This is a genomic window from Streptomyces sp. NPDC020845 (assembly GCF_044334165.1).
GTDB lineage: Bacteria > Actinomycetota > Actinomycetes > Streptomycetales > Streptomycetaceae > Streptomyces.
This window is the reverse complement of the sequence record NZ_JBIRSJ010000038.1, coordinates 19,803-38,999: the sequence shown is the minus strand read 5'-3', so window position 1 is coordinate 38,999 and position 19,197 is coordinate 19,803. Positions and strand designations below refer to the sequence as shown.

At 70.3% G+C, this 19,197-nt stretch carries 18 protein-coding genes and 1 pseudogene; 8 read left to right on the top strand and 11 right to left on the bottom strand.

Translation table 11 applies throughout. The features are described 5' to 3' along the window. The coding region (locus ACH4U7_RS51660; protein ID WP_398534696.1) for a type I polyketide synthase at window positions 1-1,844 on the bottom strand (1,844 nt) is incomplete at its 3' end. A gap of 245 nt (window positions 1,845-2,089) precedes the next feature. On the opposite strand from ACH4U7_RS51660, the gene ACH4U7_RS51655 reads away from it, so the two are divergent. Continuing rightward, complete coding sequence (locus ACH4U7_RS51655) at window positions 2,090-3,352, top strand: cytochrome P450 (RefSeq protein ID WP_319698583.1); 1,263 nt, start codon at window positions 2,090-2,092, stop codon at window positions 3,350-3,352. Between the two features lie 54 nt (window positions 3,353-3,406). On the opposite strand, the gene ACH4U7_RS51650 is transcribed toward ACH4U7_RS51655, so the two are convergent. Then, window positions 3,407-3,616 (bottom strand): ferredoxin, encoded by a 210-nt coding sequence (locus ACH4U7_RS51650; RefSeq protein ID WP_319698581.1) that lies wholly within the window; start codon window positions 3,614-3,616, stop codon window positions 3,407-3,409. A gap of 2 nt (window positions 3,617-3,618) precedes the next feature. Further along, window positions 3,619-4,908, bottom strand: coding sequence for an activator-dependent family glycosyltransferase (locus tag ACH4U7_RS51645; protein ID WP_319698579.1), 1,290 nt, complete (start codon window positions 4,906-4,908; stop codon window positions 3,619-3,621). Window positions 4,909-5,026: 118 nt separating this feature from the next. Here ACH4U7_RS51645 and ACH4U7_RS51640 point away from each other — a divergent pair, with 118 nt between their 5' ends. The 4 genes and pseudogenes from ACH4U7_RS51640 (at window position 5,027) to ACH4U7_RS51625 (ending at window position 9,755) form a co-directional block, all read left to right on the top strand. Beyond that, entirely contained in the window at window positions 5,027-5,962 is a 936-nt protein-coding gene (locus tag ACH4U7_RS51640; protein WP_398534695.1) for a putative sugar O-methyltransferase, read from the top strand. After that, window positions 5,908-7,020, top strand: a pseudogene (locus ACH4U7_RS51635) (NAD-dependent epimerase/dehydratase family protein). The gene ACH4U7_RS51640 and the pseudogene ACH4U7_RS51635 overlap by 55 nt, the downstream one beginning before the upstream one ends. Further along, window positions 7,017-8,321: a lipopolysaccharide biosynthesis protein RfbH gene (rfbH, locus tag ACH4U7_RS51630; RefSeq protein WP_398534694.1), complete on the top strand. Its 1,305-nt coding sequence runs from the start codon at window positions 7,017-7,019 to the stop codon at window positions 8,319-8,321. Before ACH4U7_RS51635 ends, rfbH begins: the two are co-directional and overlap by 4 nt. A 249-nt stretch (window positions 8,322-8,570) precedes the next feature. Next, the gene (locus tag ACH4U7_RS51625) at window positions 8,571-9,755 is read left to right on the top strand and encodes an NDP-hexose 2,3-dehydratase family protein (RefSeq protein WP_398534693.1); all 1,185 of its coding nucleotides are present in this window, start codon (window positions 8,571-8,573) and stop codon (window positions 9,753-9,755) included. Here ACH4U7_RS51625 and ACH4U7_RS51620 read toward each other — a convergent pair. The 7 genes from ACH4U7_RS51620 to ACH4U7_RS51590 are packed head-to-tail and all read right to left on the bottom strand — an operon-like array spanning window position 9,745 to window position 15,591. Further along, a complete protein-coding gene (locus tag ACH4U7_RS51620; protein ID WP_398534692.1) occupies window positions 9,745-10,065 on the bottom strand; it encodes a hypothetical protein in 321 nt (106 codons plus the stop codon). The two genes, ACH4U7_RS51625 and ACH4U7_RS51620, sit on opposite strands and share 11 nt — an antisense overlap. Continuing rightward, window positions 10,062-10,526: a Gfo/Idh/MocA family protein gene (locus ACH4U7_RS51615; RefSeq protein ID WP_398534691.1), complete on the bottom strand. Its 465-nt coding sequence runs from the start codon at window positions 10,524-10,526 to the stop codon at window positions 10,062-10,064. Before ACH4U7_RS51615 ends, ACH4U7_RS51620 begins: the two co-directional genes overlap by 4 nt. A gap of 29 nt (window positions 10,527-10,555) precedes the next feature. Further along, window positions 10,556-11,545: a dTDP-glucose 4,6-dehydratase gene (rfbB, locus tag ACH4U7_RS51610; protein WP_361731556.1), complete on the bottom strand. Its 990-nt coding sequence runs from the start codon at window positions 11,543-11,545 to the stop codon at window positions 10,556-10,558. Beyond that, window positions 11,542-12,450 (bottom strand): glucose-1-phosphate thymidylyltransferase RfbA, encoded by a 909-nt coding sequence (gene rfbA / locus ACH4U7_RS51605; protein WP_398534690.1) that lies wholly within the window; start codon window positions 12,448-12,450, stop codon window positions 11,542-11,544. The genes rfbB and rfbA overlap by 4 nt, the downstream gene beginning before the upstream one ends. A gap of 1 nt (window position 12,451) precedes the next feature. Beyond that, on the bottom strand, window positions 12,452-13,327 hold the full coding sequence (locus ACH4U7_RS51600; protein ID WP_319698570.1) for a methyltransferase domain-containing protein: 876 nt from the start codon (window positions 13,325-13,327) through the stop codon (window positions 12,452-12,454). A gap of 24 nt (window positions 13,328-13,351) precedes the next feature. Continuing rightward, a complete protein-coding gene (locus ACH4U7_RS51595) occupies window positions 13,352-14,638 on the bottom strand; it encodes a cytochrome P450 (protein WP_319698569.1) in 1,287 nt (428 codons plus the stop codon). Next, window positions 14,638-15,591 carry an SAM-dependent methyltransferase gene (locus ACH4U7_RS51590; RefSeq protein WP_398534689.1) on the bottom strand — a complete coding sequence of 318 codons (954 nt, stop codon included), beginning with the start codon at window positions 15,589-15,591 and terminating at the stop codon, window positions 14,638-14,640. The genes ACH4U7_RS51595 and ACH4U7_RS51590 overlap by 1 nt, the downstream gene beginning before the upstream one ends. Before the next feature lie 204 nt (window positions 15,592-15,795). Between ACH4U7_RS51590 and ACH4U7_RS51585 the strand changes: the two genes are divergently transcribed. After that, window positions 15,796-16,383 carry an NUDIX domain-containing protein gene (locus ACH4U7_RS51585; RefSeq protein WP_398534688.1) on the top strand — a complete coding sequence of 196 codons (588 nt, stop codon included), beginning with the start codon at window positions 15,796-15,798 and terminating at the stop codon, window positions 16,381-16,383. Between the two features lie 18 nt (window positions 16,384-16,401). On the opposite strand, the gene ACH4U7_RS51580 is transcribed toward ACH4U7_RS51585, so the two are convergent. Beyond that, window positions 16,402-17,517 carry an integrase core domain-containing protein gene (locus tag ACH4U7_RS51580; RefSeq protein WP_398534687.1) on the bottom strand — a complete coding sequence of 372 codons (1,116 nt, stop codon included), beginning with the start codon at window positions 17,515-17,517 and terminating at the stop codon, window positions 16,402-16,404. A 132-nt stretch (window positions 17,518-17,649) separates the two neighbouring features. On the opposite strand from ACH4U7_RS51580, the gene ACH4U7_RS51575 reads away from it, so the two are divergent. Together ACH4U7_RS51575 and ACH4U7_RS51570 are read left to right on the top strand one after the other, a co-directional pair. Beyond that, window positions 17,650-18,585 carry a hypothetical protein gene (locus tag ACH4U7_RS51575; protein ID WP_398534686.1) on the top strand — a complete coding sequence of 312 codons (936 nt, stop codon included), beginning with the start codon at window positions 17,650-17,652 and terminating at the stop codon, window positions 18,583-18,585. A 43-nt stretch (window positions 18,586-18,628) separates the two neighbouring features. Further along, window positions 18,629-19,138 (top strand): hypothetical protein, encoded by a 510-nt coding sequence (locus ACH4U7_RS51570; protein WP_398534685.1) that lies wholly within the window; start codon window positions 18,629-18,631, stop codon window positions 19,136-19,138. Window positions 19,139-19,197 lie beyond the last annotated feature (59 nt).

The following is a 19,197-nucleotide window of genomic DNA, read 5'->3' as shown; positions in this document are numbered from 1 at the left end:
CGCAGCACCTCCGTCAACGACCAGTCCACAAACGGCGCCAACGCCGCCTCACACTCCGCAATCCGCGCCGCGAACACCGGCGACGAACCCAGCAACCCCACACCCATCCCCCGCCACTGCGCCCCCTGCCCCGGAAACACCAACACCGCACCGGCGTCGGAGGCCACGGCCTCGCCGGTCACCACCGCGGCGGACGGCATGTCGTCCGCCAAGGCGCGTGCTCCGGCCGTCAGTTGGTCGCGGTCCTGGCCGAGGACGACCGCGCGGTGGTCGAGCACCGACCGGCTGGCCACCAGCGACCAGCCCACCGCCGCCGCGTCCGCATCCGAGGTGACGGCGAACTCCACCAACCGCCGCGCCTGCGCCCGCACCGCGTCGGCGGACTGACCCGACACCACCCACGGCACCACACCACCCACCGGCGCCAGCTCAACAGCTCGGGGCTCCTCCTCTTCCGGCGCCTCCTCCACGATCACGTGCGCGTTCGTCCCGGACATCCCGAACGCCGAGACCGCCGCCCGCTTCGGGCGGTCCGTCTCCGGCCAGGGCGTGGCGTCCCTCAGCAGTTCCACCGCGCCCGTGCCCCAGTCCACGTGCGGCGTGGGCTCGTCGATGTGCAGGCTGGCGGGCATCACGCCGTGGCGCATCGCCTGCACCATCTTGATCACGCCCGCGACCCCGGCGGCGGCCTGCGTGTGCCCGATGTTCGACTTGATCGACCCCAGCCACAACGGCCGCTCCTCCGACCGCCCCTGCCCATACGTCGCCAGCAGCGCCTGCGCCTCGATCGGGTCACCCAGCGTCGTACCCGTCCCGTGAGCCTCGACCGCGTCGACGTCGCCCGGTGCGAGGCGGGCGTTGGCCAGGGCCTGCCGGATCACCCGCTGCTGCGAAGGCCCGTTCGGCGCCGTCAGGCCATTCGACGCACCGTCCTGGTTGACGGCAGAACCCCGCACCACCGCCAGCACCCTGTGCCCGTTCCGCCGCGCATCCGACAACCGCTCCAGCAGCAGCACACCAACGCCCTCACCCCACCCCGTACCATCCGCGGCCCCGGCGAACGACTTGCACCGCCCATCCGCCGCCAGCCCCCGCTGCCGCGAGAACTCCGTGAACCCCCCCGGCGTCGCCATCACCGTCACCCCGCCCGCCAGCGCCAGCGAGCACTCGCCACCCCGCAGCGCCTGCGCGGCCATGTGGATCGCCACCAGCGACGACGAGCAGGCGGTGTCGATCGTCACCGCAGGGCCCTCAAGCCCCAGCACATACGAGACGCGGCCCGAGGCGACGCTTGTCGCGCTGCCGGTCACGACGTATCCCTCCGGCACGTCCTGGCCGGTTATGGCGCTGAGGATCATGTAGTCGTTGGTGTTAATTCCGGCGAAGACCCCGGTGTCGGTGCCGAGCAATGCGTGCGGGGCGATTTTCGCGTTTTCGATGGCCTCCCACGCGGTCTCCAGCAGCAGCCGCTGCTGCGGGTCCATCGCCAATGCCTCGCGCGGCGAGATCCCGAAGAAGCCGGCGTCGAACTCGCCCGCGTCGTAGAGGAATCCGCCCTCGCGCACGTAGCTGGTGCCGGGCCGGTCGGGGTCGGGGTCGAAGAGGGAGTCGAGGTCCCAGCCCCGGTCGGCCGGGAAGGGGCCAACGGCGTCGCGGCCCGAGGCGACTATCTCCCACAGCTGGTCGGCGCTGGCGACCCCGCCGGGGTAGCGGCAGGCCATGCCGATGATCGCGATGGGCTCGGGCTCTGCTGACTCGGCCGCGCGCAGGCGCTGTCGCGTGTCGCGGAGTTCTGCCGTGACCCACTTGAGGTGGTCGAGAAGCTTCGCCTCGTCGTTCGCCATCGCTGGCGTCCCCTCTCCTCAGCTGCGAAATGGGCGCCAGGCGTCATCGACGGCGGCGCGCGGCAGGACGACTCCCTTGGTGAATGGACCAATTCTTGACAGTTCTCCTTAAGTCGGCCTAACCATCGGGGGTCTTCTCCGGGCGCACTGGCGGCCGTGTTAGCTCGCCTTTAGGCCGCCCGCCAAGCATGCGTGGTATCCCGGAATCTTCGTGACCGTGCCCGGCTCTCAGGGAAGAGAATCCGATGACAGCAACCCAGAAGTCCGGCGAGTACCAGGTGATCGATCCGCATCTCATCGCCGATCCCTACGGCGGATTCGGTCGGATCCGGGAGACCACCCCCATCGCCCGGGGCCGACTGTGGAACGACGAGCCGGTGTGGCTCGTCACCCGTTACGAAGACGTCGCCGCTGTGCTGACGGACCCGCGTTTCGCCAACAACTCCCGTTCCATCCCAGGGAACGACACCGACTACCAGGTCACGCAGCTGACGCGGCTGGGGATTCCGAAGGACCTGATCCCCTACCGGACCGAGATGATGATGCATCTCGACGCGCCGGACCACACCCGGCTGCGGAAGCTGGTGGCGCGGACGTTCTCCATGCAGCGGATCTCCCGCCTGCACCCGCGCATGACGGCGGTCACCGAGGAGCTGGTCGACGCGCTGCCCCAGCACATCGCCGACGACGGGACCGTGGACCTGATCGAGCACCTCGCCCTGCCGCTGCCGCTGACGATCATCTGCGAGCTGATCGGTATCCCGCAGCAGGACAAGGACCTGTGGTACGTGTCGAGCGACATGGACAACGCGTTCCGGCTGCCCCGGATGCTGCAGGTGACCAGCGAGTACGTGAAGGAGATGATCCAGAAGCGCCGGGTCGAGCCGACGGACGACCTCCTCACCGCGCTCATCCAGACGCACGACGACGAGGGCCACCAGCTGACGGAGACCGAGCTCATCTCCATGGTGTTCCTGCTGGTCTACGCCGGGCACGAGGCGACGTCGTTCTTCGCCGGCAACTGCGTGCACGCCCTGCTGACCCATCCCGAGCAGCTCGCTCTCCTCCTGGACGACATGGAGCTGATGCCGGGCGCCATCCAGGAGCTGCTGCGCTATGGCACGCCGGCGTTCTTCGCGCAGCAGCGGTACGCCACGGCGGACGTGACGATCAACGACACGCGGATCCGGCAGGGCGACCTGGTCCTGCCGATCCTGGGGGTGGCCAACCGGGACCCGCGCAAGTTCCAGGACCCCGACCGGCTGGACCTCAGGCGGCAGCCGGACAACAACCGGGGCATCCAGCACGCGGCGTTCTCGCTGGGGCCGCACTACTGCCTGGGTGCGGTGCTGGCGACGCAGGAGATCGACGTGCTGCTGCGGACGCTCTTCCGCCGCTATCCGGAGCTGTCCCTCGGCGTGCCGGTGGAGGAGACCGCCTGGCGGCGGGTCCCGGGCATCCGGCGTCTTGACCGCCTGCCGCTCCGCCTCGGGACTCCCGCGGCCTGAAACGGCTCCGGCTCCTGCTGGACAGCAGGAGCCGGACCGCGAACGCTCTCCTGCCTATCCCTCGTCGATCTCCTCGTCGATGCTGATGGCGCGGACCGGGCAGTTCGCCACCGCCCGCCTGACCAGCTCGTGGAGTTCCGCCTGCGGTTCGGCGTCGGTGACCTCGACCGTGCCGTCCTTCTCGTTCTGGGTGAAGACCTCCGGTGCCAGGAGGGCGCACATGCCCGTGCTGACGCAGGTGTCCGTGTCGCGGATGATCCGCATGCTCACCGCTCCTTCTTCCTTCTGCTCTGTGCGTCCGTCAGCCTCTCGATCTCGGCCACCGCGTCGTTGGGAGTGGGCTGGGCCAGCATCTCCTCGCGGAGCCGCCCGGCGCCCGACCGGAACGCGGGGTCGTCCAGGAGCCGGACCAGCCGGTCCCTGAGGGTCTCGCCCGTCATCTCCTCGGGGGCCAGCCACAGCCCGGCCTGGGCCTTCTCCAGCAGGCCGCCCCGCAGATCGGCGTCCGGGGCGGCGCGGCTGACCATGAGTTGCGGGACGCCGTGGCTCGCGGAGACGGAGAAGCCGGGAATGCCTCCGTGGTGGATGACGGCGGAGCAGGAGGGGACGATGGCGTGCAGGGGCACGAAGGGGACGATCCTGGTGTTCCCCGGGATGCTGCGGAGCCTCTTCTCAATGCGCTCGGGGAGGGTCAGCACGAGCTCGATGTCGAGGTCGGCCATCGAGTCCAGCATGTCCTGGAGGCGATTGGTGGAAATGAGCTGGTCGCCCATCACGCTCCACATGCTGACGCCGAAGGTGGCGAGGACGCGCGGTTTCTCCGGTTCGGCGCGGCACCATTCGGGCACGGTCGCCTGGCCGTTGTAGGGGATGTAGCGCACGGGGACGTGCGGCACCGCGGATTCCAGTTGCAGGGAGGGGACCATCTGGTCGATCACGAACTGCCCGGTGAACATCTCCTCGGAGAAGGCGAAGCCGTACTTCTCGCCCCATCCGTTCACCCATTCCGCCACCGGGTCCTCGCGGTCCTGGGGTGCCTGCCGCGCCAGGGCGGCGAGGAAGTGGCCGCGCAGCCGGACGTCGACCTCGATGATGAGGGACATGCGGGCCTGGGCCGCGCCCACCGCGGCCGCGACGACGGGGCCGGCGTTGCTGAGCCACTCCCAGACCACCAGGTCGGGCTTCCACCAGCGGCCGTAGGCCACCAGATCCTCGATCATCGAGTCGTTCTGCACCTTGAGGATCTCCGCGAGGCCGGAGTGGTACCGCTTCAGCTTCTCCAAGGTCAGCATCTCCGGCCGGTCCTCGGCCATGCCGATGTCGGGGATCTGGAAGCCGGTCCTGTTGGCCGTCTCGGAGAACCGGTTGACCTTCTCCCGCAGGGGTTCGTCCGATCCGGCCGCGACCGCCGTCAGCCCTGCTCCGGTGATGACGTCGGTGAGCTCGGGCCCACTGGCGACGTGCACCTCGTGGCCGGCCGTCCGCAGTGCCCAGGCCACGGGCACGATGTGGTGGAAATGGGTTCGCGCCGGGTACGTGACGAATAGCACACGCATGGTGTCATCTCCTCTCCGGCTCTCAACTCTATGGACACCCCTAAAGCGAGTGTTGCGCTGTCAGTACGCCTTTAGCGCTGCTGGCTAGGCTTCGCGTGACAGCACGTGACCGTCGTCGATGGAGAAGGAGGGCGGGATGGCGAAGGCATTTCAGGCCAGCCGGCAGTGGGAGCGTATCAGCGAGCTCTGGGTCACCGAGAATTCGGCGGCCGATCTACGTGGCTTCAAGTCGGATCGGAGGAATTTCAATCTCGCCCTCTGGGACCCGACGACCAACGGGATCAGGTATCTGAGGGCACTCGTCTACGAGTTGGCGACGCGTCTCGGCGACGACGACTGGGCGAGGATCGAGAGGATAGAGAACCGCGAGGTCGGTGATCCGGTCTCGATTCGTTACGAGGGCCACGACATCTGCCTCGACTATCTCCAGGCGGCTCTCGAACTCGGCTTCATCGAGAAGGAGATGGATCTCCACGGCGCCCACGTCCTGGAGATCGGCGCGGGATACGGCCGCACGGTCCACGCGATGCTGTCCAACTACGACCTCGCGTCCTACACCATCATCGACCTGAAGAACACCCTTTCGCTGAGCACGGCGTACCTGCGCGCGGTGCTGGACGACAAGCAGTTCGCGAAGATGAAGTTCGTGCAGGTGGAGGACATCGAGACGGCGCTGGGGTCCGACCGGTACGACCTGTCCGTCAACGTGCACTCGTTCACGGAGATGGCCCCCGACACCGTCTCGGCATACCTGCGCCTGATCGACGAGCGGTGCACGGGGTTCTTCGTGAAGAACCCCGTCGGCAAGTACATCGACAAGAGCATGGACGGCCACGGGAAGGGTGAGGAGGCCGTGAAGCTGGCCCTGGCGAACGGGCCGCTGCGGCAGATCGTCGACATCCACGACACCGAGTCCGTCGCGGCGTCGGTGCCACTCTTCATCGACGCCTACCGGCCCGGCGAGAACTGGACGGTCGCGGCCGACACGCGGGGCATCCCATGGAGCTATTTCTGGCAGGCCCTCTACCGGAAGAACGCCGGCGACCACGCGTAGGCCCTGTCCTGGAGGAACCCATGGCCGCCACCCCGCCGCACCCGACCGACCGCCCCGACGAGCTGGCCGGCACGCCAGTCCTCGTCCTGGGTGGCCGGGGGTACCTGGGACGGCACGTCTGCTCCGCGTTCGCCGCCGCGGGCGCGCGGGTGGTGCGCGTCTCGCGCGGCGCGGGCGGCGACCGGGACGAGGACGGCTGCCGGACGGTACGCCTGGACCTGGCCGCGGCCGGCCCGGCGGAGCTGGCTTGGCTGTGCGCCGGCACCGGGGCGCGCGTGGTGGTGAACGCCTCGGGGGCGGTCTGAGGCGGCGACGAGCGGGAGATGACGGAGCTGAACTCCACGCTCGTGAGCCGGCTGGCACGGGCCGTCGCCGAGCAGCCGGGGCGCCCGCGGCTGATCCACCTGGGCAGCGCCTACGAGTACGGCCCGGCCCCGCCGGGAACGTCGATCGGCGAGGACTGGCCGCTGCGGCCGGCCTCCGTGTACGGCCGCACGAAGCTGCTGGGCTCGCAGGCCGTCCTGCGGGCCGCCGCCGAGCTGGGGCTTGACGCGGTGGTGCTGCGGGTCTCCGTCGCCTGCGGTCCCGGCGCGCCCGGCAACAGCCTCCCCGGGGTCGTCGCCTCCCACCTGGCGGCCGGCCGCGAGGAGCTGCGGCTCGCGCCGCTGCGCAGCCACCGCGACCTGGTCGACGTGCGGGACGTGGCGGACGCCGTCCTCGCGGCGGCCGTGGCACCGGCCGGCGCCTCGGGCGCGGTGCTCAACATCGGCGGCGGCACGGCGGTGCCGGTGCGCGAGCTGGTCGACACGATGATCTCCCTCAGCGGCCTGCCGATGCGTGTCGTGGAGGACCCGGCCCTGGGCCTGACCCGATCGGACGCCGCGTGGCAGCTGCTGGACATCTCACGGGCGCGGCGCCAGCTGGGCTGGGAGCCGCGCCGGACCCTGCGCGAGTCGCTGCGCGATCTGCTCACGGACGCAGGCGTGGTGCCGCCTCCCGTGGCGCGGGCCGCGACGGCCAGCGTGCCCCTGAACAGCCATGGGAAGGAAAGCAGATGAGTGACCGGGCCGCGCACATCCTCGACGAGGTGCGCAAGTATCACCACGACAGCCAGGAGGGGCGGGGCTTCGTTCCCGGGGTCACGGAGATCTGGCCCTCGGGGGCGGTCCTCGACGAGGACGACCGGGCGGCGCTGGTCGAGGCCGCGCTGGAGATGCGGATCGCGGCCGGCCGCAGCTCCCGGAAGTTCGAGTCGGCGTTCGCCCGCCGGCTCAAGCGGCGCAAGGCGCACCTGACGAACTCGGGCTCCTCGGCGAACCTGCTGGCGGTCTCCGCGCTGACCTCGCACGTGCTGGAGGACATGCGCCTGCGCCCGGGCGACGAGGTGATCACCGTCGCCGCCGGCTTTCCCACCACCGTCAACCCCATCCTGCAGAACGGCCTCACGCCCGTCTTCGTCGACGTGGAGCTGGGCACGTACAACGCCACGGCCGCCCGCGTGGCGGAGGCGATCGGGCCGCGCACCCGGGCCATCATCATCGCGCACGCGCTGGGCAACCCCTTCCAGGTCGCCGAGATCGCGCAGCTCGCCACCGACCACGGGCTGTTCCTCATCGAGGACAACTGCGACGCGGTCGGCTCGACCTACGACGGCAGGCTGACGGGCACCTTCGGCGACATGACCACGGTGAGCTTCTATCCCGCCCACCACCTCACCATGGGCGAGGGCGGCTGCGTGCTGACCTCGAACCTGACGTTCGCCCGCATCGTGGAGTCGCTGCGCGACTGGGGCCGGGACTGCTGGTGCGAGCCGGGCGAGAACAACAAGTGCCTCAAGCGCTTCGACTACCAGATGGGCACCCTGCCGGCCGGGTACGACCACAAGTACATCTTCTCCCACGTCGGGTACAACCTGAAGTCGACCGACATCCAGGCGGCTCTCGGCCTCACCCAGCTCGCCAAGCTCGACGCCTTCTGCGCCGCCCGCCGGGCCAACTGGCGCCGCCTGCGGGACGGTCTGGACGGCATCCCCCACCTGATCCTGCCGGAGGCCACCGAGCGCAGCGACCCCAGCTGGTTCGGCTTCGCGATCACCGTCGCGCCGGACGCGCCGTTCTCCCGCGCCGAGTTCGTCGACTTCCTGGAGGAGCGCAAGATCGGCACACGCCGCCTGTTCGCCGGCAACCTCACCCGCCACCCCGCGTACCTCGATCAGCCGCACCGCGTCGTCGGCGACCTGACCAACAGCGACATCATCACCGAGCAGACGTTCTGGATCGGCGTCTACCCCGCCATCACCGAGGACATGATCGACTACGTCATCGCGTCGATCACCGGGTTCGTCGGGAGCCACCGATGAGTGACACGATCTCGGTGCGGCCGCGTACGACGCCGCGCGAGGACGCCGCGCTCGCCGGCCGGATCGCCCGGTCCGCGGCGGCGCTCCAGGGCCAGGTCCGCGACGCCGACGACGTGCTGGCCTGGCTGGAGCGCCGGGAGCGGGAGATCCACTTCGCGGTGGACCGCATCAAGCTGGACGAGCTGGACGGCTGGTTCCTTCCAGGAGGACACCGGGAACCTGGCGCACCGCAGCGGCCGGTTCTTCACGGTGGAGGGGCTGCGGGTCGCCGTCGAGCACGAGGACGGCGCACACGTGCCGGTCGACGCCTGGCAGCAGCCCGTCATCTGCCAGCTGGAGGTGGGCATCCTCGGCATCCTGGCCCGGGAGATCGACGGGGTGCTGCACTTCCTGATGCAGGCGAAGATGGAGCCGGGCAACTCCAACCTGCTCCAGCTGTCCCCGACCGTGCAGGCCACCCGCAGCAACTACACGAAGGTGCACCAGGGTTCCGCCGTCCGGTACCTGGAGTACTTCCGGGACCTGTCGGGCGCGCGCGTGCTGTCGGACGTGCTCCAGTCCGAGCACGGCTCGTGGTTCTTCCGCAAGCGCAACCGGAACATGATCGTCGAGGTGGACGGCCCGGTCGAGGAGCACGCGGACTTCCGCTGGCTGACGCTGGGTCAGATAGCGCGGCTGCTGCACCGGGACAACGTCGTGAACATGGACGCCCGGTCGGTGCTGGCGGGTCTGCCGGGCGGGCCGGCGCCGCGCGCCCTGTTCTCCGACGCCGAGGTGCTGTCGTGGCTGGCCGACGCCCGCTCGCAGAGCCCGGTGCGCGCCGACCGCGTCCCCCTGGCCTCGGTGCCCGGCTGGGTCCGTGACGAGGCGGAGGGGACCGTACGCCACGAGGAGGGCCGGTACTTCCGCGTCGTCGGCGTGTCGGTGGAGGCCGGCAGCCGCGAGGTCTCCCACTGGACGCAGCCGATCCTTGAGCCGTGTGGCCAGGGCCTGGCGGCCTTCCTCACCCGCGAGATCGACGGCGTGACGCACGTGCTGGCCAGCGCGAAGGCGGAGGGCGGCTTCCGCGAGGCGGAGCTGGGCCCGACCGTGCAGGTCACCCTCGGCAACTACGCCCACCTGAGGGCCGACCGGCAGCCGCCCTTCCTCGACCTGGTCCGCGACCCGGACCCGGCGCGGGTGCGCTACAGCGCGCTCCACGACGAGGAGGGCGGGCGGTTCCTCAACGCGGTCAGCCGCTACCTGCTGGTGGAGGCGGACGAGAGCCAGGCGCCGCTGGCGCCGCCGCCCGGGTTCCGCTGGGTCTCGCACGCCCAGCTCGCCGCGCTCGCCCTGCACAGCCACTACGTGACGGTGCAGGCGCGCACCCTGCTGACCTGCCTGAACGCCGCCTCGGCCGGGTCCGGGTGGGGCGGGGCGCCGCTCACACCGTGACGCGCACGGCCCGGCTCTCGACCTCGCCGACGAGCCGGGCCTGGCGCAGGGTCGCCTCCGCCTCCGCCTCCGCCTGGGCCGGGGTCCCGGTGCGCACGGCGTGGACGAAGTGGCGCACCACGTTGGCGTACTGGTCGTCGGCGGGCAGCACGACCTCCTCGCGGCCGTCCTGCCGCTCGATCCGCACCACCGGCGGGAAGTCCGGCGGCGGGGTGAAGACGCGGTCGAGCTGGAGCCGGCCGGCGCTGCCGGCGAACTCGCAGCTGGTGCGGTAGGAGTGCTTCATGCCGAACGCCAGGTCGGCGGTCACCCCGGCTGGGGTGCGGGCCAGGACGCGGCCGGCGACGACGACGCCGGTGGCGGCCTGGGAGCGCAGCACGGCGCCGACGACCTCCACCTCAGCAGCACCAGGCCGCGGTCGGCGGCCAGCCGCAGCAGGCGTTCGGTGCCGGCGGCATCGGCCGTGAGCGGCTTCTCCGCCAGGACGTGCTTGCCGGCGCGCAGCGCCCGCTCGATCCACTCGGCGTGCAGCATCGGCGGCAGCGGGAGGTAGACGGCGTCGATGTCGGGGGCGGCGAGCAGTGCGTCGTAGCCGTGGACGGCGGCGCAGCCGAAGGCGTCGGCGAACCGGGCGGCCTTCGCCTCGGAGCGGCTGGCGACGGCGGCCAGGCGCAGCCCGGGATCGGCGGCGATGACGGGCAGCATGCGGCGCCGGGCGAAGTCGGCGCAGCCCAGTACGCCGATCCGCAGGGGCGGTGCCGGGGCGTGCACGGTGTCTCCTGTCGTCGGCGGCGGGATGTTCAGTGGGACGCCGGCTGCGCGGCGCGCTTGAGCGGCTCCCACCAGGAGCGGTTCTGCCGGTACCAGGAGACCGTCGCGGCCAGTCCGTCGCGGAAGTCGTGCCGGGGCCGGTAGCCCAGCTCCTGGCGGGCCTTGTCGTCGGCGACGGCGTAGCGCCGGTCGTGCCCCTTGCGGTCGGCGACGTAGCGCACGCGGCTCCAGTCGGCGCCGCAGGCCCGCAGCAGGTGGCCGGTCAGCTCCTGGTTGGTCAGCGCCGTGCCGCCGCCGATGTTGTAGACCGCGCCGGGGGTGCCCTGGGTGCGGACCAGGTCCACGCCGAGGCAGTGGTCCTCCACGTGCAGCCAGTCGCGCACGTTCAGCCCGTCCCCGTACAGCGGCACGTCCTGGCCGTCGAGCAGGTTGGTGATGAACAGCGGGATGACCTTCTCGGGAAACTGGTGCGGTCCGTAGTTGTTGCTGCAGCGGGTGACGCGGACGTCCAGGCCGTGGGTGCGGTGGTAGGACAGGGCGACCAGGTCGGAGGCGGCCTTGGAGGCGGCGTAGGGCGAGTTGGGCTCCAGCGGGGCGGTCTCGGGGCTGGTACCGGTCTCGACCGAGCCGTAGACCTCATCGGTCGACACGTGCACGAAGCGCTCCACGCCGTGCCGCAGCGCCGCCTGCAGGAGGGTGTGGGTGCCCTCGACGTTGGTGCGGACGAACGCGTCGGCGTCGGTGATGGAGCGGTCCACGTGGGACTCGGCGGCGAAGTGGACGACCTGCCCGGCCTGCGCCATGAGGGAGCCGACCAGTTCGGCGTCGCAGATGTCGCCGCGGACGAACGTCAGCCGGGGGTCGGCGAGGTCGAGGTTGCTGAGGGTGCCGGCGTAGGTGAGTTTGTCCAGCACGGTGACGCGGGTGACGTCGCCCCGGGTGTCGCCGGAGCCGGCGAGGAACCCGCGCACGTAGGCGGAGCCGATGAAGCCGGCGGCGCCGGTGACCAGGAGGTTCACATCTCCTCCACGAAGCTCAGGGGCGGCAGGCCCTGGCGGAAGGTGCCGGCCCGGTCCATGACGTACCGGCCGTAGGGCGAGTTGCTCATCTCGGCGCCCAGGGCGTGGCAGGCGTCGGGCCCGATGTAGCCCATGTACATGGCGATCTCCTCGACGCAGCCCAGGCGGGTGCCCTGGCGGTGCTGGAGGTCGCGGACGAAGCGGGCGGCGTCGAGGAGGGATTCGTGGGTGCCGGTGTCCAGCCAGGTGACGCCGCGGCCCAGCCACACCAGGTCCGCCGTGCCGGCGTCGAGGTAGGCGCGCAGCACGTCGGTGATCTCCAGCTCCCCGCGGGCCGAGGGCGCCAGGCTCCGCGCGATGTCACAGGCGCGGGCGTCGAAGAAGTACAGGCCGGGGATGGCCAGGTTCGACGGCGGGTGCTCGGGTTTCTCCTGGATGGACAGCAGCCTGCCGTGCTCGTCGACCTCGGCGACGCCGAACTGCCGGGGGTCGGCGACCTCGTGCCCGAACAGCACGCAGCCGCGCAGCTTGGCGGCGCTGCGGCGCAGCAGCACGGGCAGCTGCGCGCCGTGGAAGAGGTTGTCGCCCAGGATCAGCGCGCACTCCTCGCCACAGATGTGGTCGGCGCCGACCAGGAGGGCGTCGGCGATGCCGCGGGGCTTGTCCTGGGTGGCGTAGTCGATGCGCAGCCCGAGGTGCGCGCCGTCGCCGAACAGCCGGCGGAACACGTGGAGTTCCTCGGCGCGGCAGATGATCAGGATGTCCCGGACGCCGGCGAGCATGAGGACGGACAGCGGGTAGTAGATCATCGGCTTGTCGTAGACGGGGGCGAGTTGCTTGGACCCCGCGAAGGTGAGGGGCTGGAGCCGTGTCCCGTTTCCGCCGGCGAGAATGATGCCCTTCATCTCACCGACTGCCTCCTCGGGTGCCGGCCAGGTGGGCGGAGACCAGCAGATAGCCCTGGGCGGGCAGGGCCTCCATGCTGGCGAGCCCCGTGAGGAACGCGTCGTGCTGCTCGGGCGTCAGGCCGTACTTGTCGGCGGTCAGGGCGGGGTTCTGGCGCAGCGACTCCGACAGCACCCGCCAGCCGCGCGGCCCCCACCGGTGCGGGTCGAGGTGGTCGCCGACGTCGGTCATCCGGTCCAGCTGGAAGCCGCTGTCCCGCAGGATCCCCGGGTAGTCGTCGATCGGCGGCACGTTGACGACCTTGAACAGGTCGTAGTAGCGGTCGAGGACCTCGCGCTGCTCGCCGGTCATGTGCGGGGAGCGCAGCACCGGGTCGGACAGGGCCAGCGAGCCGCCCGGCCGGAGGACGCGCGCGATCTCGCGCAGCACCGTCAGCCGGTCCGGCATGTGCAGCAGGCACTCGATGGCCCACGCGGCGTCGAACGACGCGTCGGGGAACGGCAGTTCCATGGCGTTGGCGCGCTGGAAGCTGACCTGGTCCGACAGGCCCTCGGCGGCGGCCCGCTCGGTGGCGATGTCGACCTGGACGCCGCTGATGGTGACGCCGACGACGGTGACGTTCCTGGCGCGGGCCAGCCGCATCGCCGGGCTGCCGGTGCCGCATCCGATGTCGATCACCCGCTGGCCGGGGCTGGTGTCGAGCCCGTCCATGATCAGGTCGGTCATGCGGTGGGAGGCGTCCTCGATCGTGAGGGCCGGTTCAGGTCCGCCCCAGTACCCCATGTGGAGGCTGCTGCCGAGCACTTCGCCGAGGTTGTCGGCGATGCCGTCGTAGGCGGATGCGATCTCGTCGGGCGTCGCCTTGCCCATTGTCATCGTGTCGACCTCCGTTGGGGGTTGTCAGGCGCTCGCCGCCGGGCCGCCGCCGAGCCGGACGGGAAGCCGGGCGAGCTGCCGCGTGCTGGGGACGGGGTTCCACGTCAGCGCCTCCTCGGGCACGGCGAGCCGCATCCCGGGGTAGCGGCCGAAGAGCGCCGAAAGCGCCACCTCCGCCTCCTGGTTGGCCAGGGTGGCACCCAGGCAGTAGTGCGGGCCGCGCGAGTACGCCACGTGCGCCACGCCCCGGCCGTCGGGACGCCGGGTGATGTCGAGCCGCTCCGGGTCCGGGAAGCGCCGCGGGTCGTGGTTGGCCGCGCCCAGCACCGGCAGCACGACATCGCCCGCGCCGATGAGGGTGCCGCCGACCTCGACGTCCCTGGTGGCGTACCGCTGCTTGCCGAAGACCACCGGGCTGCACCAGCGCAGCAGCTCCTGGACGGCGCCCGGCAGCAGCTCCGGGTCCTGGCGCAGCAGCGCGAGCTGGCCGGGGTGGGTCAGCAGCGCGAGGACGCTGTTGCCGATGAGGTGGGCGGTCGTCTCGTGCCCGGCGATCATCAGGGTGATCACCATGGTGACCAGCTCGGTCTCCGACAGCCGCCCGCTCTCCTCGTCGTGCACCTGGAGCAGGCCGGTGAGCAGGTCGTCGCCCGGCTCGGCGCGGCGGCGTTCGGCCAGCTCCCGCAGGTACGCGCTGGACTCGGCGAGCATGCCGCCGAGCGCGAAGAGGCTGCTGTAGTCGCTGCTCCACTTCCGCCACATCGCCCGGTCCTCGGCGGGCACGCCGATCAGCTCGCAGATGATCGTGATGGGCAGCGGGTAGGCGAAGTGCTCGATCAGGTCGACGGAGCCGTCGGCGCCGGCGGTGCCCGGCAGCGCGTCGACCAGCTCGCCGGTCAGCTCCCGCACCCGGGGCGCGAGTTCGGCCACGCGCCGCGCGGAGAACGCCCGCGCGACGAGCTTGCGCAGCCGGGTGTGGTGTGGCGGATCGAGCTGCGTGACGGCCTCGGCGAGATAGGGGACCACCGCCTCCGGCAGGCCGAAGCGGATCAGCGACTCGGCGTGGAGGTCGGCCGTCGTGCCCGGCACGGAGCGGGAGTTGTTGACGAAGCCGGGGTCGGTCAGGACCGTCATCACCTCGTCGTGGCGGGTGACGATCCACACGACGCGGCCGTCCGCGCCCCGGCCGCGCACGACGGGGGCCTCCTCCCTGATGCGGGCGAAGCCGCCGTAGGGGTCGGCGGTCAGCGCCGGGTCGCTGATGTCGACCGGGCAGCGGCCCACCGCCCCGGACGCCTCGGCCCGCGCCATTACGCGTCCTCGGGCTTCCTGGCCACCGCGAGGACGTACTCCTGCACGATGGCGCGCCGGGCGATGAGGTTGGCGTACGCCCTCATCTGGCGCCGCTGGAATCGGGAGAGGTGCTGGATGTCGGCGGCGTCGAGGCGCTTGCGCGAGTGCAGCGCCTGCGGGATGAGGACGCGGTTGCTGACGTCCCGCACCTCGACGTCGGTGAAGCCGGTCTCGCGGAGCTTGTCGGCGTAGACGGAGCGCGGGTACCAGTTGCACTCCAGGATGACCCGGCCGCGTCCCCACTTGTCCACGCGGGTGAGCAGGGTCCTGCGGCCCGGCGGCAGGACGCGCGGCACCAGGTCGAAGGTCGCGAGCACGCCGCCCGGCCGCAGCACCCGGAAGGCCTCCTCGAAGAACTTCTGGCGGGTGTCGAAGTGGCAGGCGGACTCCAGGGCGACGACGCGGTCGAAGGAGCCGGGGCCGAAGGGGACGTCCGTCGCCGAGCCGACGCGCAGGTCGACGCGGTCGCTCAGCTTCATCTCCTCGGCGCGCCGCCGCCCCGTCTCGACCTGGCTGCGGGTCACGTTGAGACCCACGATCCTGGCCGGGTTCCTGGTGCGCATCCAGTGGAAGTCCTGCTCGGCGTAGCCGAAGCCGACGTCCAGGACGTCGTCGCCCTCCGCGATGCCGGCGGCCTCGCCGAGCTTCTCGGCCAGCGCCTCGCACGCCTCGTCGTGGTCGGCGCAGCCGGCCTCCCACCAGCCGTAGTTGACGTAGAGGCTGTTGAGGCCAAGGACGTCGCGGTACGCGCTGGTGCCGCTGAGGCGGCGGTCGTTGAGCTCGTAGAAGGAGGCCACGCGGGCGGTGGGCGAAGCGGTCATGTACCGCACGAAGCGGACTGCGGACGCGAACGCGTTCGTCAGCGGGTTGCCGCTCTTGTCAACGACGACTTTCTCGGTGGTTGATGCCATCTTCGGCCTTCCATCGCCGGCCATCCGGAACTCACGGTCTGTGAGAGACGGTCGCCGAGAGGCCTAAAGCACGCCTGTCACTCCTCGCGACCGGCGGCTTCTCCGCCTCCGGCCATGCCAGCAACTCCCGTCTCGCGCCCAGGAGTTCGCATCCAGTCACCGTCCAGACGACGTCCAGCCGCGCCGCCTAGCGTGTGGTTCCCGATGCACCACACCTTTCACCGGAGGGGGAGAATTCATGAAGGCAACAAGCAGAGGAGCGATCAGGCGGCGGCGGTCGCGGTCCTGGCCGCCACGGCGGCGCTCGCCCTCGCCGCCCCGAGCAGCAGCTCGGCCCAGCAGACCGGCCTGCGCGCGTACGGGATAACCAGCGACGGCACCCGGATGGCCACGTTCACCACCGACCGGCCCCAGACCCTGGACTGGGTCCAGCTCGTCACCGGGCTCAGCGGCGACACCGCCCTCATCGGGATCGACGATGGCCGGCGGCGGGTGGTGCTTGTCGAGGACGACTTCTACCTCCAGGGGCGCCGGGTGCTGCATCTGCCAGGGGGCGGTGTCGGCGGCCAGGACCCCCGTGAGGCGGCTGCCCGGGAGCTGGAGGAGGAGACGGGCTTCATCGCCAGTGAACTGCGACCTCTTGGCGTGATCGATCCGTTGCCCGCGACGACGCGCGCGCGAACGCATCTGTTCGTCGCCACCTGTCTACGGAACGGCACCATCCACCGTGACGACACTGAGATCGGCATGACGGTGCACTGGTGGGACGTCGCCGATGCCGTCGAAGCCTGAAGGGTGTCTCTATTCCAATTAGGCTGCTGAGCTGGGCGTTTCCTGTGGATGATGAGGTAGCCGGGGTGGCATGGTGTGGTACTCGTTGAGCAGTCCGCCGAGTACCTGCTGGCGCCTGACCCCGGCAGCGGGCAAGGGGGTGACGTTCGGGTCGTCGTCGGGTGCTCGTAGGTCGAGGCTGCGGTGGGCTCGTCCCCCGTTGTAGTGCTCCGCGTACGTGGTAAGGACCGTGCGCAGGTGTCGTTCGCTGGTGATGAGGAGGCGGTCGGTGCATTCGGCGCGGGCTGTGCGTATCCATCGTTCGGCGAATGCGTTTGACCGTGGGCTTTGCGGTGGTGTCGGGATGACGGCTGTGCCGTTGCCGGCGAAGACGGCGTCGAACGCGGTGGTGAACTTGCTGCCCCGGTCCCGGATGAGGAACCGGAAGCACCCAGCAGCGCTCTCCTCGAGATCCATGAGCAGGTTGCGGGCGAGCTGGGTGACCCATGCGCCGGTCGGGTGGGCGGTGACACCCAGGACGTGAACGCGCCGGGTGGCGATCTCCATGACGAAGAAGACATAGAGACGTCTGAGGAAGACGGCCTCTACGTGCATGAAATCGCAAGCGAGCAGCGTGTGGGCTTGGGCTCGGAGGAAGGAGTGCCAGGTCTGCTGGGATGCGCGCTGCGGTGCGGGGGGTAGACCGGAGCGGCGCAGAACGCGTCGGACAGTCGCAGCGGCTACCCGATGACCAAGCCGACGCAACTCCCCTTGGATCCTGACATACCCCCAGGTCGGGTTCTCTCTCGCCAGGCGCTGGATGAGCGCGACTGTCTCTTCCGGCAATGGCGGACGACCGGGTCTGACCGGTGCTTGGCGCCACTTCCAGCGCACCAGACGGCGGTGCCAGGTCAGCAGTGTGCCCGGGGTGACCAGTCGATGGCGGCGTAAGACGGGTGGCAGATGCCGTGCGAGAGCGGAGAGCACGGCACGATCAGCCCATGAGAGCCGCGGCCGCTGTACCTGCCGACGAAGCACAGCGACCTCATGACGAAGAGCAAGGATCTCGGCGTTGTTCGCGGCCGTCGAGCGGCCCAGCAACAGGAAGCAGCCCAGTAGTCGACAGAAGATCAGGTAAAGCAGTCGCAGACCCACGATCACCGATCATGCCCACACTTGAGCGATCGAAAAGCCCCAGGTCAACCACCATACGGCAATAAAGACCTTCAGGAGTCGATCCGGTACTCCGAGCTCTTCCCGACCTTGCGAGTCCGCGGACTTCCGGTCGTGCGGACTGCCGAAGTCCTCGATCGTCTCGGCCTCTTCACCGACGACCGTGCCTCAGCGGTCGACCGGTGGCTTGACCGCAAACTCCACGAAGTGACCCCGGGCATCCGTCGCGACGCCGAATCCTGGGCCCGCACCCTGCTCGACGGCGGTCCGCGGTCGGAGCCTCGGGCGCGGCAGACAGCATGGGCCCACCTCAACGAGATCCAGCCCCTGCTGCTGGAGTGGTCCAGCCGCTACGACCACCTGCGGGAAGTCACCCGGGAGGACATCACCACCAGCCGGGATGCCGTCACCGGCAAACAGCGGGAGAGCCGGATCGTCGCCCTGCGGTCGCTTTTCCGGCACGCGAAGAAAAATGGGCAGATCTTCCGCAACCCCACGATCCGGATCCGTGTCCCCCGCCAGAGCGGCGGCGTTGTCCAGCCCCTCGACCAGGTGGACATCGACGAGGCGATCGCCACAGCCAGCACCCCGGACATCCGGCTCATCATCGCCCTGGCCGCCGTCCACGCAGCACGACCGAAGATGATCCGGACGATGCGGCTGGACGACGTGGACCTCGGCAACCGGCGCATCACCGTCGGCGGCCATGTTCGCCCCCTCGACGACCTCACCCGCCGTGCTGTTCTGGACTGGCTCGACTACCGCCGCAACCGCTGGCCGAACACGGCCAACCCGCACCTGCTGATCACTCAGCAGACCGCCGTCGAACTCGGCCCGGCAGGCAAGCTCTGGACCACCCGGGCCACTCGCAACCTCACCGCCACACTCGAACGGCTCCGTGTCGACCGCCAGCTCGAAGAGGCCCTCACCCACGGCGCCGACCCGCTCCACCTCGCGCTTGTCTTCGGCATCGACGAGAAGACCGCCATCCGCTACGCGAACTCAGCACGTGTGCTTCTGGCGGAAGTTGCCGAGCAGGCATCGCAGTGAAACCCACTCGACCTGCTCAACCCACTGACGAGACCATGGACAGATGCCGTCGACCGAACCAGCAGCCCGCGAGCTTCAGGACCGTGCCGTTCTCTGGAGCATGGGCGAGATCCGCGCAACCGACGTCGTCACTGCTGCCTGTGATGCACTCGTGGCCGGCCTCGACAGTCCTGCCCTGCGCATCTTGGCGGCGTGCACACGCGCGGAGGCAGATTACGACGTCCCCGACCTCCTTCCCCTGGCACTCGACGAACTGGGCCTCACCTTCTACACAGTGGGCAGTGTTGCCGGACAGGAAGCCGCCGTGCGAGCACTTGCCGCCCGGATGCTGGCCGGCGAGCTGGCGCCACGCGAGCTGGCCTTCCGGATCCACCAGCGTTTCGGGCACGAGCTGCCTCTGGCCGAGCGACTCGCCGAACTGGACGACGAGTACGACATCCTCGAATACGGCGATAGAACACCGGCACAGGTCGACGCCAATGTCACGGCCGAAGCTCTTCGGCTTGCACAGCATCCTCGTGTTCCAACCGAACCCACGGGTCCACCGACCTGAAACAGACCGGTGGACCCGTGGGTTCAGGCTGAAGGGCCTTCGGTTTCCTTGAACCCACG

Excerpts from the sequence above, each read along its gene's own strand:
- ACH4U7_RS51570 (WP_398534685.1), top strand. The coding sequence starts at position 18,629 with ATGCCGTCGACCGAACCAGCAGCCCGCGAGCTTCAGGACCGTGCCGTT.
- ACH4U7_RS51650 (WP_319698581.1), bottom strand. The coding sequence starts at position 3,616 with ATGCGGATCATCCGCGACACGGACACCTGCGTCAGCACGGGCATGTGC.
- ACH4U7_RS51645 (WP_319698579.1), bottom strand. The coding sequence starts at position 4,908 with ATGCGTGTGCTATTCGTCACGTACCCGGCGCGAACCCATTTCCACCAC.
- ACH4U7_RS51590 (WP_398534689.1), bottom strand. The coding sequence starts at position 15,591 with ATGGCATCAACCACCGAGAAAGTCGTCGTTGACAAGAGCGGCAACCCG.
- ACH4U7_RS51655 (WP_319698583.1), top strand. The coding sequence starts at position 2,090 with ATGACAGCAACCCAGAAGTCCGGCGAGTACCAGGTGATCGATCCGCAT.
- rfbH (WP_398534694.1), top strand. The coding sequence starts at position 7,017 with ATGAGTGACCGGGCCGCGCACATCCTCGACGAGGTGCGCAAGTATCAC.
- ACH4U7_RS51600 (WP_319698570.1), bottom strand. The coding sequence starts at position 13,327 with ATGACAATGGGCAAGGCGACGCCCGACGAGATCGCATCCGCCTACGAC.
- rfbA (WP_398534690.1), bottom strand. The coding sequence starts at position 12,450 with ATGAAGGGCATCATTCTCGCCGGCGGAAACGGGACACGGCTCCAGCCC.
- ACH4U7_RS51595 (WP_319698569.1), bottom strand. The coding sequence starts at position 14,638 with ATGGCGCGGGCCGAGGCGTCCGGGGCGGTGGGCCGCTGCCCGGTCGAC.
- ACH4U7_RS51640 (WP_398534695.1), top strand. The coding sequence starts at position 5,027 with ATGGAGAAGGAGGGCGGGATGGCGAAGGCATTTCAGGCCAGCCGGCAG.
- ACH4U7_RS51585 (WP_398534688.1), top strand. The coding sequence starts at position 15,796 with ATGCACCACACCTTTCACCGGAGGGGGAGAATTCATGAAGGCAACAAG.